Source organism: Burkholderia sp. MS389 (assembly GCF_016899425.1).
Taxonomy (GTDB): Bacteria; Pseudomonadota; Gammaproteobacteria; order Burkholderiales; family Burkholderiaceae; genus Burkholderia; species Burkholderia sola.
The window spans coordinates 68,098-81,975 of sequence record NZ_CP045995.1; the positions used below are offsets into that span (position 1 = coordinate 68,098).

A 13,878-nucleotide genomic window follows, 5' to 3' on the forward strand; every position below is an offset into this window, starting at 1 on the left:
GCGGGCGCACCGGAGTTTGCCGCATCAGTTGAGTGCGACGGCGGCCGCGGTTTCGACCGGCGCGCCTTCGAGCGCGACCGATGGCCTGCCGTCGGGGCCGACCGGCACGTCGCCGATGAGCGTCGTGCGATACAGCTGGCGGTCGAAGTCGAGATCGAAGATGTCGACGGGTGCGAGATGCGCGGTCGCACGGTTGTCCCAGAACGCGATGCTGCGCGGCTCCCACTTGAAGCGGATCGTGAATTCCGGCCGCGTCACGTGCTCCCACAGCAGTTCGAGCAGCGCCTGGCTCTCGCGCGGCGTCAGCCCGACGATCGATTTCAGGAAGCTCGGGCTCACGTACAGCGCGCGTTCGCCGGTCTCCGGATGCACGCGCACGAGCGGATGTTCGGTCACGAGCGGGCGGTGCTCGACCGCGTCGTCGAAGGCGCCGGTCGCGCGCGCGCCGGGCGGCGGCGTAAAGCGATGGATGCCGCGCAGCGTGTCGACGAAGCCGCGCAGCGGCGCGGACAGCGTTTCGTACGCGCGCACGAGGTTGGTCCAGTGCGTGTCGCCGCCGTACGGCGGGATCGTCACGCCGCGCAGGATCGACGCCCACGGCGGATTCACGGCGGCGGTCACGTCGGTATGCCAGCCGGTCCAGGGCCGGCGCACCGGCTCGCCTTCGAAGCGCGTCGCCTTGCGATGCTTCGCGATCGAATAGACGGCCGGATGGCCGTCGACGTGCCCGAACACCGGGTGGCCGACGGTCGGCTCGCCGAACTGCGCGGAGAACGCGACATGCTGCTCGTGCGTGAGGAATTGTTCGCGGAAGAAGATCACGCGCCATTTCAGCAGCGCGGCGCGGATCGCCGCGATCTGCGGCGTGGTCAACGGTTGCGTGAGGTCGACGCCGCGGATTTCCGCGCCGATATGGGCGGACAGCGGAATCACGTCGACCGGTTGGGCGGCGGGTTCGAGTAGGGCGCTCATGCGACGCTCCGGGCGGAAGTGAACGGGACGGAGGAACGACATCGTTGCGCGTGCAAGTGTCGGTCCGGTGGTGCGAGCTTCATGGCGGTTGTCCTCCAGCAAGGAGCGCGACGGCGCGCGGGAGACGGCGCCGTCGCGGGACGCCGACGTTATTGCAGCGTGGCGCCCGGCCCCTTGAGCAGGACGCTCTGGCGGCCGTCGATGCCGACCGGCACGTCGCCGTGAACGGTCGCGCGGCGCACGACGCGGCGCGCATCGCCGTAGTCGTTGATCGCGTAGTGCTGGGTCGCGCGGTTGTCCCAGATCGCGACGTCGCCTTCCTGCCAGTTCCAGCGCACGGTGTTCTCGAGGCGCGTCACGTGCTCGTGGAACACCTGCAGCAGATGCGCGGAATCCTGCGCAGACAGCCCCTTGAGCCGCTGCACGAAATGCCCGAGCACGAGCGTGCGCTCGCCGGTTTCCGGATGCACGCGCACGACCGGATGCTCGGTTTCGTAGACGGTCGACGTGAACACTTCGCGGTAGCGCTTCAGTTGCGTATCGTCGGCGTGCACGTGCGTCGACGCATAGTCGTACGCGTTCGTATGCAGCGCCCACAGCGTGTCGGCGAGCGCGCGCAGCGAATCGGGCAGATGCGCATACGCGGCGGCCGTGTTGGCCCATACGGTGTCGCCGCCGAACGGCGGGATCACGACCGCGCGCAGAATCGAGATCTTCGGGTACGCATCGACGAAGGTCACGTCGGTGTGCCACGAATTGGCGCGTGCGCCGTGCGCGGAATCGAGTTCGAGCAGCGCCGCGCTGCCGTCGACGGACGGCACGGTCGGGTGCGCGACCGTGTCGCCGAAGCGGCGGGCGAACGCTTCCTGCGCGGTGTCGTCGAGATGGTGCTGGCCGCGGAAGAACAGCACCTTGTGGCGTAGCAGCGCGGCGTTGATCGCGTCGAACGTCGCGTCGTCGAGCGTGGCCGACAGCCGCACGCCGGCAATCTCGGCGCCGATCCGGCCGGCGACCTGGCGAAGCTGAAGCGGGACGGCGGCCGTGCGCGGCGCGGCGTGCGAAGCAGGCGAAGACGAGTGGGCGGCGTGCTGGACATCGGACATCGGGAGTCTCCTGGGAGTCGGGTCGGTCGAGTCTCCATTCAAGCAGGCGCGGCGCGGAACCGGAACCGATGAATCGTCACAACCTTAGCGTACGCGCTGCGATGATCGATATGTGTGGTAGTGCTGAGCGAATCGGCGCGTCATGCGATCACCACGCGAGCCGCCATTCGCCGATCCGGTGCGGGCGCGCCGTGTCGATGCGCTTGCCGCCCGAACCGTCGTCATTCGGCGGTTCGCTGTCGTCGAAATCGGCGAGCACCGTGTCGCGCAAGCGCGCGAATGCCGGCGAATCGCGCCGGCGCGGCCGCGGCAGCGCGACGTCGACGATGCGCGCGATGCGGCCCGGACGCGGCGCCATCGTGACGACGCGGTCGCCGAGATAGACGGCTTCGTCGACGTCGTGCGTGACGAGGAGCATCGTGATGCGCTCCTGTTCCCAGATACGCAGCAGTTCGTTCTGCATCTTCGCGCGGGTCTGCGCGTCGAGCGCGCCGAACGGTTCGTCGAGCAGCAGCACGCGCGGGCGGTTCACGAGACCGCGCGCGATCGCGACGCGCTGCGCCATCCCGCCCGACAACTGGTTCGGAAACGCGTGCTCGAAGCCGTTCAGCCCGACGAGCGCGATGTGCTCCGCGATCGCGCGCCGTTTCGCGGCGGCGTCCAGCGGCGCGTTGCGCAGCGCGGCGCCGATGTTCTGTTCGACGGTCAGCCACGGGAACAGCCGGTGATCCTGGAACACGATACCGCGCTGCAGCGACGTGTCGCGCACGCGTTCGCCGCCGGCGCGGATTTCGCCGGTGTAATCGGTGTCGAGCCCGGCGACGAGCCGCAGCAGCGTCGACTTGCCGCAGCCGCTGGCGCCGACGATCGTGACGAATTCGCCGGCGCGCACGTGCAGCGATACGTCGTCGAGCACGGCGAGCGCCGCGCCGCGTTGCGCGTAGTGCTTGCTGACATGGAGGATGTCGAGCGAATCGGAGGCGAGAGTCGTCATGGCGGTACGGAAAAGGATGCGAAACGGAAGGAAAGGGCGCTCAGCGCGCGAGGTCGCCGCGCCGGGCCAGCACCTTGCGTTCGATCGCCCGCGCGGTCGCGTTCAGTGCCCAGCCGGTCACGCCGACGACGATGATTCCGAACAGCACGAGATCCATCCGGAACTGCTCGCTGCCGTCGATCAGCGTGTTGCCGATCCCGCTGCCGGCGACGAGCAGGTATTCGGCGCCGAGCGTCGCGAGCCACGAATAGATCAGGCCGAGATACAGGCCGGTGAAGATCGACGGCAACGCGGCCGGCAGTATCACGTAGCCGATCAGCTGAAGCCGCGAGTAGCGCAGCGCGCGGGCGACGTCGACATACGTGCGCGGCACAGCGTGAATGCCGTCGCAGGTATGGGCGGCGACGGGCAGCAGCGCGGCGAGCGACAGGAACACGACCTTCGCGACGTCGCCGAGGCCGAACCACACGGAAATCAGCGGAATCCACGCGAACAGCGAGATCTGCTTGAACGTGTCGAAGCTCGGGCCGACCATCCGCGCGGCGACGCGCGACAGCCCGAGCACGGCGCCGAGCAACAGCCCGCCCGTCGCGCCGATCGCGAACCCGCACGCTTCGCGCGCGAGCGACGCCGACAGCGCGCGGCCGAGCGCGCCGCTCGTGGCCTGCGCCCACGCGGTGTGCAGCACGTCGGCCGGGCCGACGAACAGCCCGCTTTTCACGAGGTGTGCGGAAGCGAGGGCCCACCAGCACGCAAACGCGGCGAGCGGCAGCACGACGCCGCGCCAGTCGGGCGCATGCAGGCGGCGGGCGGTCGTGGTAGGCGCTGTGAGCGACGGTGTAGCGGCATGCGGCACGGGCGATTCTCCTTCGAGGGCGGTTCAGCCGCGAAACGCGGACGGCACGCCGCGGCGCAGGCGCGCTTCGAGCGCGTCGAGCGCCCGGTTGATCAGCAGGCCGACCGCGCCGACCACGACGACGGCCGCCATCACGAGATCGAGCTGGAACAGTTGCCGCCCGTACACGATCAGGTAGCCGAGCCCTTCGGACGACGCGACGAGTTCGACCACGACGAGCGCGAGCCACGACTTCGTGAACGCGAGCCGCACGCCGGTCGCGAGCGTCGGGATCGCGGCTGGCAGCACGACGTGGACGATCCGTTGCCGGCGCGTGTAGCCGAACCCGCGCGCGACTTCGTCGAGGGCGGGCGGCGCCTGGCGAAACCCCTGCAAGGTACTCAGCGTGACCGGGACGAGCGCCGCATGCGCGATCAGCAGGTACTTCAGCGGCTCGCCGACGCCGACGAGCAGCAGCAGGAACGGCAGCCAGCCGAGCACCGGAATCTGCACGAGCGCGTTGAAGCTCGGCAGCACGTAGGCTTCCAGCGTGCGCGACAGCCCGAGCGCGACGCCGATCGCGACACCGAGCAGCGTGCCGGCCGCGAAGCCGACAAGCACGCGCTGCAGGCTGATCAGCGTGTGGCGCACGAGATCGCCGCTCGACGCGAGCTCGGCCAGCGTGTCGACCACCCGTTCGGGCGGCGGCAGGATTTGCGGCGCGATCCAGCCGCGCGCGCTGCCGACGCTCCACAGCGCGAACAGCAGCGCGGGCAGCACCCACGGGGCGAGCTGCCACGCGAGCCGTTTCAGCACGACCGCGCGGCGCGGCGGCACGGCGAGCGTGTGCGGTTCGGTCGTCGTGACGGAAAACGCGGTGTCGCTCATCGGGATGGTCCGGTCAGGAGAGGGGCTTGCCGGCGGCGTCGTAGCGCGGCCAGTAGTGTTCGAGCTTCAACGTGCGCAACGCATTGTCGAGATACTTCGGTTCGAACCAGCCGTCGACGTCGACCGGCTGGCGGATCAGCTTCAGGTTCAGCGCATCTTGAGCCACGGCCTTGTAGCGCGCGACGACGAACGGATCGATCAGCGGGGACAGGCGGTCCTTCAGGCGCTGGTTCGCATAGTCGGCCTGCCACGACGAATACGGCACGCCGCTTTTCGCCCACAGCTTGAACAGCGCATCGCGGTTCGCCTCGTCCGACGACCATTGCGCGCCCTTCACGAACGCGGTGACGACGCGCTGCACGATATCCGGGTGCGCGCGGTCGAAATCGTCGAGCACCAGCAGGTGGGTCTGGCGCGTCAGTTGCGGGCCGTCGTTCTGCGACTCGTAGATGATCTTCGCGAGGCCCGCGTCGCGCAGCTTGTAGAGCGCGTAGTCGCCGACCGACGCATCGATGCCGTTCGACGCGAGCGCGGCGAGCGAGCTGGCGGCGTCGAGGTTGATCACGCGCAGGTCGCGTTCGCCGAGGCCGTTCTTCGCGAGCGCGTTGTCGGCGACGAGCTGCAGGTTGGTGCCGCGGAAGATCGACACGCGGCGGTCCTTCAGGTCCTTGATCGAGCGGATCGCGGAGTCGGGCGGCACCGCGATCTTGATGCCCGAGCGTACGCTCGCGGCGAGCAGCAGGCGCGTCTTGATCCCGTTCGAGCGTGCGAGTACGGCCGGCAGGTCGCCCTGGTACGCGAAGTCGAGCGCCTTGTTCGCGATCGCCTCGTTGACGGCCGGGCCCGCGCCCTTGAAGAACAGCCATTCCACCTTGATGCCGTCGGCGGCGAATTCCTTTTCGACGAGCTGCTGCAACTGCACGGTGGCGGCGCTCGATCCGCCGAACGTCGGCGGATCGCCGGCGCCTTGCTGGGCGACGCCGATGCGGATGGTGGCGGGTTTGTCCGCGTGCGCGGCGGCGGCCGGCAACGCAATAAGGGACGCGATCAGCAGCGATCGCAGCAGGCGCAGTGGGAGCATGAATCGATCGGTCAGGAGTACGTTTGGGGCGGCGGTGCCGGGTGTCGGTCCGTCGAATCATTCTCGATGACGTGTCCGGGGCGGACAAGAAACGATTTGAACTATGCTTATCGCAGCGCGACAGGGGACGAAACCCTGTCACGTAGGCGAGCCGTCCTTGCGGCTGCATGGACAACGGCTAGGACGTCGTTCAAGACAACGGTCATACGGAGACGGTCATGCAAGTGCAGGACCTGGCAGGCGCGACGCTCGATTACTGGGTGGCGATGGCGGAAGACCTCGTCGCCCCGCGCATCGACACGTCGCGATGCATGGTGATCCGCGAACCGGGCGGCGTCCCGACGTCGTTCGCGCCGTCGTCGTCGTGGGCGGACGGCGGCCCGATCGTCGAGCGGCTGCCGTTCGCCGCGTTCGAGCGCGACGGCGGGCGGGGCGCGTGGCATGCCGTGCTGCACCGCGCCGTGCCGGCCGCGGGCGAGCGCTGCACGTTCAACCAGTCGGGGCCGACGCTGCTGATCGCCGCGATGCGCACGCTCGTCGCGTCGACGTTCGGCGACGACGTGCCGGATCTCGATATGGCGCGGCCGCGCTGAGCACGTCCTCGCGCCGCGTCGCTCAGGCGGACACCTGCCGGATGGCGATCGACGCGACGTCGACGCGGCGCGGCAGGATCGCGTCCGCCGCCGCGCGATCGGCGACGCGCTGCAGCACGGCGATGTCGGCGTCGCTGAGGCTGCGTTGCGCGAGCGCGGCCCGGCGCGCGATATCGGTGGCCGCGTCGGGCGGCAGGCGCGTGAGCGACGCATAGACGCTCGCGTAGTCGGCCGGGTGCGCGAGCGCCCATTGGCCCGCCCGGGCGAGCCGTGCGAGCACGTCCGCCAGCGCCGCGCGCTTGCCGCGATCGTCGAGCGTGTCGACCGGCGACGTGAGGAACGCGAGCCCCGAATTGATGCCGCTGCCGTCGCGGACGATGCGCGCGCCGCGTCGCACCGCATGCCCGTAGTACGGATCGAACGTGGCCCAGATGCCGATCCGCTTCGCCTCGAACGCGGCGAACGCGTCGACCGGCAGCACGAAGCGCACGTCGACGTCGCGCGGCGCAAGCCCGTGTTCGCGCAGCGCGCCGTACAACTGGTATTGCGAGATGCTGCCGCGCGCCGACGACACGACGACGGTGTGCCCTTTCAGGTCGGCCACCGTGCGAACCGGCGAGTCGGGCTGCACGACGATGCCGAGCGACGTCGGCGAGCCGACGCGCGTCGCGACGATCCGCAACGACGGATCGCCGAGCGCGGCCGTCAGGACCGGCAGGTCGCCGGCCGGTGCGAGGTCGATCGCGCCCGCACGCTGCGCTTCGAACAGCGGCGCGGCGCCCTGGAAGTTGGCCCAGCGGAACCGGTACGGCGCGCCGTCGAGCACGCGTGCGGCTTCGGCCAGCGCCCGCAGGCCGCCGGCCTGGTCGCCGAGGACGAGCGTGACGCCCGACAGGTCGTCGCCGGCCGCGCGGGCGGGCAGCGCGAGGCCGCCCGCGAGCGGCGCGGCGGCGAGGGCGGCAAGGCGCTGTAGCGTGCGGCGGCGCGCGGTGGCGAAGGAGTGGGTCATCGGCGGCGTGTCCTCGGTGATCCGCGCGCGGGCGGCGCGGCTGCCGGGCAGGTTACGGAATCGGTTTCCGGCCGACAAACATCGAATCGTGGAATGCATATTCGCGCGGCGACGGTCGCTTCGCCAACGCGGACCCGACGCGCTGGCGCGTGCGCGCAAGCGTTACGCGGCCGGCCGGATCGTCCGCAGGAATGCCCGCACCGCAGGCGCCTTTTCGAACTGCCGGTGCGCAAGTGCGAGCGCCGACATGATCGGCTTGCCGGCGATCGGCCGGTACACGACGCCCGGCAGCGACACGCAAGCGGCGAGCGCATCGGGAATCACCGCGACGCAGCCGTTCACCGACACGCACGCGAGCACCGCCAGCAGGCCGCCCGGCCGCGCGGCCGCGACCGGCGCGAAGCGGCCGCGGCGCGCGACTTCGAGCGTGCCGAGCTCCTGTTCGGGCACCGCGAAGCGCGCGTCGGCGAGGTCCGCCGCGCGCACGGCCGCCATCGCCGCATGGCGCGAATCGGCCGGCACGGCGGCGACGAACACGTCGCGCTGCAGCGTGACGATCCGCAAGCCGCCGGGCAGCGGCAACGGCGGGCGCACGTACGCGAGGTCGAGGCGGCCCGCGTCGAGCTGGTTCGCGACGTCGTCCATCGGCACTTCGCGCAGGTTCAGCTCGATGCGCGGGTGCGCGGTGCGGAACGCGCCGACCGTGCGCTGCAGCGTGCCCGAATAAACGGCCGACGACACATAGCCGATCTCGATCCGGCCCAGTTCGCCGCGTTCGGCCAGCGCGGCGAGTTCGCTGCCGCGCTGCAGATGGTCGAACGCGGCGCGCGCTTCCGCGAGATAGGCTTCGCCGGCCGCGCTCAGCGTGACCGCGCGGCGCGACCGGTGAAACAGCCGCACGCCGAGCACGCGCTCCGCTTCCTGGATCTGCCGCGTGAGCGCGGGCGGCGCCATGTCGAGCGCGTCGGCCGCGCGCGCGAAGTGCAGATGTTGCGCGACGCTCAGGAAGGCGCGCACGTGACGGAATTCGAGCTGGCTCATGGTTGCAATTTTCGTCAATGAAACGGCATTGAAATGTCAATGACAGGCAATAGCGGGCAAGCCTAGCATACGGCTCGTTCATCCTGTTCCGGAGTGGCCGATGTCCCAGTCTTCACCGGCGTCGCGCGCGAGCGCGGCGGCTGCTTCGCGCGCCGGCGGCAACTTGCCTGCCGCCGCGACGCTCGCCGTCGCGTCCGCGACCTGCGCGCTGATCGTGCTCGACACGAACGTCGTGGCCGTCTCGCTGCCGAGCATCGCGCGCGGCTTTCACGCGAGCTTCGCCGATATCGAATGGGTCGTGAGCGCGTACATGACCGCATTCGCCGCGTGCCTGCTGCCGGCCGGCGGGCTCGCCGACCGCTTCGGGCGCCGGCGGATGCTTTTCGCGGGGCTCGCGCTCTTCTTCGTCGCGTCGCTCGGCTGCGGCATCGCGCCGTCGGCCGGCTGGCTGATCGCCGCGCGCGCGGTGAAGGGCGGCGGCGCCGCGTTGCTGCTGACCGCCGCGCTCGCGGTGATCGCGAACCGTTTCCCGGACGGACGCGAACGGGCGCGTGCGTGGGCGATCTGGGGCATGTGCATGGGGATCGCGACGGCGATCGCGCCGCTCGTCGGCGGGGCGATCACGCAATGGATCGGCTGGCGCTGGGTGTTCCTGCTGAACCTGCCGGTCTGCCTGCTGCTGGCGGCCGGCGCGCGCGTCGCGATCGACGAATCGAACGATCCGCAGGCGAAACGCGTGGACGCGGCCGGCAGCCTGCTGTTCGGCGCGGCGCTCGCCTGCGCGATCGCGGCGCTGATCGGCGCGCCGTCGCACGGCTGGCTGTCGGCCGCGACGCTGGGCCGGCTCGCGCTCGCGGCCGCGCTGCTGGCGGCATTCGTCGGCGCGGAGCGCTGGCAGGCGCGGCCGATGATCGATCTCGCGCTGTTTCGTCAGCCGCGCTTCGTCGGCGCGGTGCTCGCGATGTTCGGTTACGCGGCGTGCGCGCAGGTGATGATGACGTTCCTGCCGCTGTACCTGCAAAACGCGTTCGGGATGTCGGCGATCGATGCCGGGCTCGGGATGCTGCCGTTCGCGTTCGCGATGATCGCCGGTCCGTCGCTCGGCGCGGCGCTGGCCGCGCGCGTGTCTTCCGCCGGCGTGCTGGCGGGCGGGCTCGCGCTGATCGGCGCGGGCAATCTCGCGACGGCGGCGCTGACGGCCAGCGGCGACTACCGGCTCGTCGCGCTCGGCATGTTCGTGACGGGATGCGGCGCGGGCATCATGAACGGCGACACGCAGAAGGCGATCATGGCGTGCGTGCCGCCGGATCGCACGGGCATGGCGTCGGGCATCAGCACGACGACGCGCTTCTCGGCGATCGTGACGGCCGTCGGCGTGCTCGGCGCGGTGCTGGCGGCGAGTACGCATGCGCGGCTCGACAGCCTGCTGTCCGCGACGCCCGGCCTGCGCGCGTTCGCCGATGCATCGTTCATGTCGAGCCTGCTGGCCGGCGATCTCGCGCAGGCGCTCGGCCGCGTGCCGCCGTCGGCCGCCGGCGCGCTCGCGCAGGCCGCGCCCGTCGCGTTCGCGAACGGGTTCGCCGATGCGTTGACGGTGAGCGGCGTGCTCGCGCTCGGTTCGGCCGTCGTTGCGTACAAGTTGCTTGCGCAACCGATGCGCGGACGCGCATGACGTTGTGCACGATCCTGCCGTGGACGCTCGGGCCGATCAGTGCGACTTCGTCGCGATGCGATGAATGCGTGCGGCCTGTGCGACGCGCGCCGGAGGCGACGCATGACAATGCGTGCCCGGTCTGCGGCGCGCGCGCTGGGCGAGGCCGGGTGGATCGGTGACGGCCGGCGCGGGTTTCGGCGCGTGTGCATCGACCCCGGAAGCGGCAACGGCGGCGACCGCGGCGACCGCGGCGACCGCCGGCAGCATCGCGTCGGCGTCGAGCCATGCACGCGTCGCTTCCGCGATCAGCCCGCGCAGCCATCGACCGCCTTCCGCGCACGCGCCCGATTCGTTCCACGTCATCCGGTACGCGATGTCCGGCGGCTCGGCCGGCAGCGCGACCGCGGCAAGCGGCAGCAGCTTCGCGTAGTGCCGCGCGAGCCGGTACGTGGTGGTGAGGATCAGGTCGCTGCGCACCAGCGCATGCGCGGCGAGTTCGAAATGCGGCAGCGTGACGACGATGCGCCGCTGCAGGCCCACGCGTTCGAGCTGCCGGTCGATCGCGCCGGACGCTTCGAGCCACGACGGCGTCGGGCACAGCTGCGGCGCCGCCGCGAACCCGGCGGCCGTCATCGCGCCGTGCCGCGCGAGCGGATGCGTCGCGCGCATCAGGCACACGACGCGGTCGTCGAACAGGTCGTCCTGCCGGAAGCGCGACCGGCGTGCGGGCCGGTTGTCGATCACGACGTCGAGTTCGCCGTCGGCCAGCGCGCGCTCGTCGTCGAACCCGTCGCCGAGCGGATGAAACACCAGTTGTGCGTTCGGCGCACGCTCGCGGAACAGCGCGACGAGCTTCGGCACGAACAGCACGTTCAGATAGTCGGGGCAGCCGATCCGGTAGGTGCGCACCGACGTGCGCGCGTCGAACCTCGGCTGCTGGACGCGGATGAAGTCGATCACGCGCAGCGCGTTGCGCAGCGGCTCGATCAGTCGCGCGCCGAACTCGGTCGGCACCATTCCGTAGCGGCTGCGCACCAGCAGCGGATCGCCGAGCAGCGTGCGCAGCCGCTTGAGCGCGGCGCTCGTCGCCGGCTGCGACATGTTCAGGCGCACGGCCGCGCGCGACACGGTACGCTCGGTCAGCAGCACGAGCAGGATGCGCATCAGCCGCGCATCGAGCACGTCGAGCGCGCCCGCGGCGTCGCCCGCGTCGCGGGGCGGGGCGGTTGAGTCTAGCGGGCGCCGCATGCCGATACGCGTGCCGGAGAGACAGGCTGAGCGCGCCGCACGGCGGCCGGCCGGCGGCCCGTCATTTCGCGAAGGTGCCCGGCCAGCCGACGATCCGCTTCGGGCGCGGCGGCGCGTACGTGCGGACCTTCGACGTCTTCAGCTTCAGGCGCACCAGCGACTCGGCGAGCGCGACCGCGGCCGACACGCCGTCGACGACCGGCACGCCCGTGCATTCCTCGATCTGCCGGTCGAGGCCGGCCATCCCGCCGCAGCCGAGGCAGATCACTTCCGCGCGATCGTCCTTCACCGCGCGCTGCGCTTCGACGACGATCGATTCGATCGCGCGGGCCGGGTTCTCGTCGAGCTCCAGCACCGCGAGGCCGCTCGCGCGCACCGACGCGCAGCGCGCATCGAGCCCGGCGAGCTTCAGGCGATCCTCGATCAGCGGCACCGTGCGGTCGAGCGTCGTGACGACCGAGTAGCGATGGCCGAGCAGCATCGCGATGCTCGCGGCCGCTTCGGTGATGTCGACGACGGGCACCGTCAGCAGTTCCTGCAGCCCTTCGCGGCCATGTTCGCCGTAGCCGGCCTGGATCACCGCGTCGTACGGTTCGTCGTAGCTCAGCACGCGATCCATCACGGCGATCGCCGCGAGGTAGCTCTCGAAGTTGCCTTCGATCGACTCCGCGCCGAAGCGCGGCGTGAGCCCGACGATCTCCGTGCCCGGCGACGCGGCGGCTTGTGCCTGCGCGGCGATCGCGTCGGTGATCGACTCGGTCGTGTTGACGTTGACTACCAGGATTCTCATCAGAATTTGCTCCGATAAACCCCGCCATTTCCCCCAAGGGGACTTCCTTCGGGGCGGATGGCGGGACGGGACGGCGTGCTGTTGACAGGCAGCTTCTTCCACGGGTTAGGATCACCTGCATGATCCTTGTCTACCGCTACCGCGTGAAGTCGCTCAACGGACTGCTCAACAAGCAGAGCCGTGCGGTGAACTACGTCTGGAACTACTGCAACGACACACAGAAGCACGCGCTCAAGTGGGGCAAGAAGTGGCCGACGGGTTTCGACCTGAACGTGCTGACGACCGGTAGCAGTAAGGAACTCGGCATCCACTCCAGCACGGTCAACGCGACATGCGAGCAATATGCGAAGTCGCGCAGCCAGCGTCGACACCCTTATCTGCGCTATCGCGGCAGGAAATCGCTGGGCTGGGTGCCGCTGAAGGGGCGTGACCTGAAGCGCGAGGGCGACGCGTTCCGTTTCGCCGGCAACACCTTTCGCGTGTTCAACAGCCGACCGCTTCCCGAAGGCAAGATCAAGGACGGGACCAACTTTGCGCAGGATGCGCGTGGTAACTGGTTTCTGAACATCGCGATCGAGATGCCCGATGTGCAGGCCCGCCCGGTCCGTTCCGGCGTGGGCATCGATCTCGGCCTGAAAGACTTCGCCACACTTTCGACCGGCGAAAAACTGCCGAATGACCGGTTCGGCCGACGCGCGGCGGAGAAGCTGGCGAAAGCGCAACGGGCACGAAAGCACAAGCGGCATATCGCGAAGCTGCACGCCAAGGTCGCGAATGCCCGTGCCGACTTCCAGCACAAGCTCGCGCTCGATCTGGTGCGGCGCTTCGATTACATCGCGGTCGGCAACGTGTCGGCCGCAAAACTCGCCAGAACCAGAATGGCGAAAAGCGTCTACGACGCATCCTGGTCGTCCTTCCGAAACAAGCTCCGCTACAAAGCGATCGCGCACGGAGCCACGTTCGAGGAAGTGGACGAAAGCGGTTCTACCCAGTCCTGTTCGGCGTGCGGGTCGCAAGCCAGCACGACGCGGCCGAAAGGTATCGCAGGACCGAGAATAAGAGAATGGGCCTGCAGTGACTGTGGTGTCGAGCATGATCGTGATATCAACGCTGCGCTGAACATTCTCCGATGCGGACGTGCATCGCCAGGTGTGGGAATCCTTCGCTTTTAGGCGGACGAGGACGTCAAGAAGCAGTACACGAGCACCGCGCCGATCGCGAGCGACGCAAGCATCTGCCACCCCGACAGGCCGAGCGCGAACAGCCCGATCGCGAACGAGTAGTTCGCGATGTTGTGCACGTCGTTGGTCCATAGCGCGAAGATGCTGTAGCGGCCCCACGTGCGGCCTTCGGCCTGGGTTGGCGCGAGGTCGGCGTTGTGCAGCCGCGGGCTTAGCGCGGGATCGCGCGCGGCCGTGTCGGTTCGATGCGATGGGGCGTCCGCGCCGGGCCCGATGCCCGCGCGGTGGATGGCTTCCAGTTGCACGCCGTTGTCTCCTTCCATGTGCGGGGCGCGACACCGGCCGCATGTCGTACGCAGCGCGGGCCGGGCCCCGGTGGACGTTATGTCTCGGATTTGTTCGCGAGTATGGGCGGCGGCTACCGCGATGGGAAATTAAATATTCGGCTGGGCGTCATTTGAAAAATGAATGCAATGGCGCGCGGCCGCG

General features: G+C 69.8%; 14 protein-coding genes. 3 read left to right on the top strand and 11 right to left on the bottom strand.

Annotated features, from left to right (window positions below):
* Positions 1 to 24: 24 nt before the first annotated feature.
* The 6 genes from GJG85_RS16875 to GJG85_RS16900 all read right to left on the bottom strand — a co-directional run bounded on the left by GJG85_RS16875 (position 25) and on the right by GJG85_RS16900 (position 5,873).
* Positions 25 to 972, bottom strand: coding sequence for a TauD/TfdA family dioxygenase (locus GJG85_RS16875; RefSeq protein WP_124630467.1), 948 nt, complete (start codon positions 970 to 972; stop codon positions 25 to 27).
* A gap of 149 nt (positions 973 to 1,121) precedes the next feature.
* Complete coding sequence (locus tag GJG85_RS16880) at positions 1,122 to 2,075, bottom strand: TauD/TfdA family dioxygenase (RefSeq protein WP_050017350.1); 954 nt, start codon at positions 2,073 to 2,075, stop codon at positions 1,122 to 1,124.
* A gap of 148 nt (positions 2,076 to 2,223) precedes the next feature.
* Entirely contained in the window at positions 2,224 to 3,069 is an 846-nt protein-coding gene (locus GJG85_RS16885; protein ID WP_089489240.1) for an ABC transporter ATP-binding protein, read from the bottom strand.
* 40 nt (positions 3,070 to 3,109) lie between these two features.
* Positions 3,110 to 3,925 (bottom strand): ABC transporter permease, encoded by an 816-nt coding sequence (locus tag GJG85_RS16890; protein ID WP_050017352.1) that lies wholly within the window; start codon positions 3,923 to 3,925, stop codon positions 3,110 to 3,112.
* 24 nt (positions 3,926 to 3,949) lie between these two features.
* Entirely contained in the window at positions 3,950 to 4,792 is an 843-nt protein-coding gene (locus GJG85_RS16895) for an ABC transporter permease (protein WP_050017353.1), read from the bottom strand.
* Between the two features lie 13 nt (positions 4,793 to 4,805).
* Complete coding sequence (locus tag GJG85_RS16900) at positions 4,806 to 5,873, bottom strand: ABC transporter substrate-binding protein (RefSeq protein WP_204384201.1); 1,068 nt, start codon at positions 5,871 to 5,873, stop codon at positions 4,806 to 4,808.
* A 218-nt stretch (positions 5,874 to 6,091) separates the two neighbouring features.
* Between GJG85_RS16900 and GJG85_RS16905 the strand changes: the two genes are divergently transcribed.
* On the top strand, positions 6,092 to 6,466 hold the full coding sequence (locus GJG85_RS16905; protein WP_050017355.1) for a phage protein NinX family protein: 375 nt from the start codon (positions 6,092 to 6,094) through the stop codon (positions 6,464 to 6,466).
* A gap of 22 nt (positions 6,467 to 6,488) precedes the next feature.
* On the opposite strand, the gene GJG85_RS16910 is transcribed toward GJG85_RS16905, so the two are convergent.
* Both GJG85_RS16910 and GJG85_RS16915 read right to left on the bottom strand, forming a co-directional pair.
* Positions 6,489 to 7,475 carry an ABC transporter substrate-binding protein gene (locus GJG85_RS16910; RefSeq protein WP_050017360.1) on the bottom strand — a complete coding sequence of 329 codons (987 nt, stop codon included), beginning with the start codon at positions 7,473 to 7,475 and terminating at the stop codon, positions 6,489 to 6,491.
* Positions 7,476 to 7,637: 162 nt separating this feature from the next.
* Complete coding sequence (locus GJG85_RS16915) at positions 7,638 to 8,516, bottom strand: LysR family transcriptional regulator (protein ID WP_204384203.1); 879 nt, start codon at positions 8,514 to 8,516, stop codon at positions 7,638 to 7,640.
* Positions 8,517 to 8,616: 100 nt separating this feature from the next.
* Here GJG85_RS16915 and GJG85_RS16920 point away from each other — a divergent pair, with 100 nt between their 5' ends.
* The gene (locus GJG85_RS16920) at positions 8,617 to 10,188 is read left to right on the top strand and encodes an MFS transporter (protein ID WP_204384204.1); all 1,572 of its coding nucleotides are present in this window, start codon (positions 8,617 to 8,619) and stop codon (positions 10,186 to 10,188) included.
* A gap of 36 nt (positions 10,189 to 10,224) precedes the next feature.
* On the opposite strand, the gene GJG85_RS16925 is transcribed toward GJG85_RS16920, so the two are convergent.
* Positions 10,225 to 11,418 (bottom strand): LysR family transcriptional regulator, encoded by a 1,194-nt coding sequence (locus tag GJG85_RS16925; RefSeq protein ID WP_050017358.1) that lies wholly within the window; start codon positions 11,416 to 11,418, stop codon positions 10,225 to 10,227.
* Positions 11,419 to 11,479: 61 nt separating this feature from the next.
* Positions 11,480 to 12,208: an aspartate/glutamate racemase family protein gene (locus GJG85_RS16930; RefSeq protein WP_050017359.1), complete on the bottom strand. Its 729-nt coding sequence runs from the start codon at positions 12,206 to 12,208 to the stop codon at positions 11,480 to 11,482.
* 119 nt (positions 12,209 to 12,327) lie between these two features.
* On the opposite strand from GJG85_RS16930, the gene GJG85_RS16935 reads away from it, so the two are divergent.
* The gene (locus tag GJG85_RS16935) at positions 12,328 to 13,380 is read left to right on the top strand and encodes an RNA-guided endonuclease TnpB family protein (protein ID WP_204384205.1); all 1,053 of its coding nucleotides are present in this window, start codon (positions 12,328 to 12,330) and stop codon (positions 13,378 to 13,380) included.
* Here the strand turns inward: GJG85_RS16935 and GJG85_RS16940 are convergent.
* A complete protein-coding gene (locus GJG85_RS16940) occupies positions 13,377 to 13,694 on the bottom strand; it encodes a cytosine permease (RefSeq protein ID WP_239468966.1) in 318 nt (105 codons plus the stop codon). The genes GJG85_RS16935 and GJG85_RS16940 overlap by 4 nt on opposite strands.
* Between the last annotated feature and the right edge of the window lie 184 nt (positions 13,695 to 13,878).

Coding starts and splice junctions, on each gene's coding strand:
- GJG85_RS16925 (WP_050017358.1), bottom strand. CDS start 11,418: ATGCGGCGCCCGCTAGACTCAACCGCCCCGCCCCGCGACGCGGGCGAC.
- GJG85_RS16915 (WP_204384203.1), bottom strand. CDS start 8,516: ATGAGCCAGCTCGAATTCCGTCACGTGCGCGCCTTCCTGAGCGTCGCG.
- GJG85_RS16880 (WP_050017350.1), bottom strand. CDS start 2,075: ATGTCCGATGTCCAGCACGCCGCCCACTCGTCTTCGCCTGCTTCGCAC.
- GJG85_RS16920 (WP_204384204.1), top strand. CDS start 8,617: ATGTCCCAGTCTTCACCGGCGTCGCGCGCGAGCGCGGCGGCTGCTTCG.
- GJG85_RS16875 (WP_124630467.1), bottom strand. CDS start 972: ATGAGCGCCCTACTCGAACCCGCCGCCCAACCGGTCGACGTGATTCCG.
- GJG85_RS16900 (WP_204384201.1), bottom strand. CDS start 5,873: ATGCTCCCACTGCGCCTGCTGCGATCGCTGCTGATCGCGTCCCTTATT.
- GJG85_RS16930 (WP_050017359.1), bottom strand. CDS start 12,208: ATGAGAATCCTGGTAGTCAACGTCAACACGACCGAGTCGATCACCGAC.
- GJG85_RS16935 (WP_204384205.1), top strand. CDS start 12,328: ATGATCCTTGTCTACCGCTACCGCGTGAAGTCGCTCAACGGACTGCTC.
- GJG85_RS16910 (WP_050017360.1), bottom strand. CDS start 7,475: ATGACCCACTCCTTCGCCACCGCGCGCCGCCGCACGCTACAGCGCCTT.
- GJG85_RS16885 (WP_089489240.1), bottom strand. CDS start 3,069: ATGACGACTCTCGCCTCCGATTCGCTCGACATCCTCCATGTCAGCAAG.
- GJG85_RS16895 (WP_050017353.1), bottom strand. CDS start 4,792: ATGAGCGACACCGCGTTTTCCGTCACGACGACCGAACCGCACACGCTC.
- GJG85_RS16905 (WP_050017355.1), top strand. CDS start 6,092: ATGCAAGTGCAGGACCTGGCAGGCGCGACGCTCGATTACTGGGTGGCG.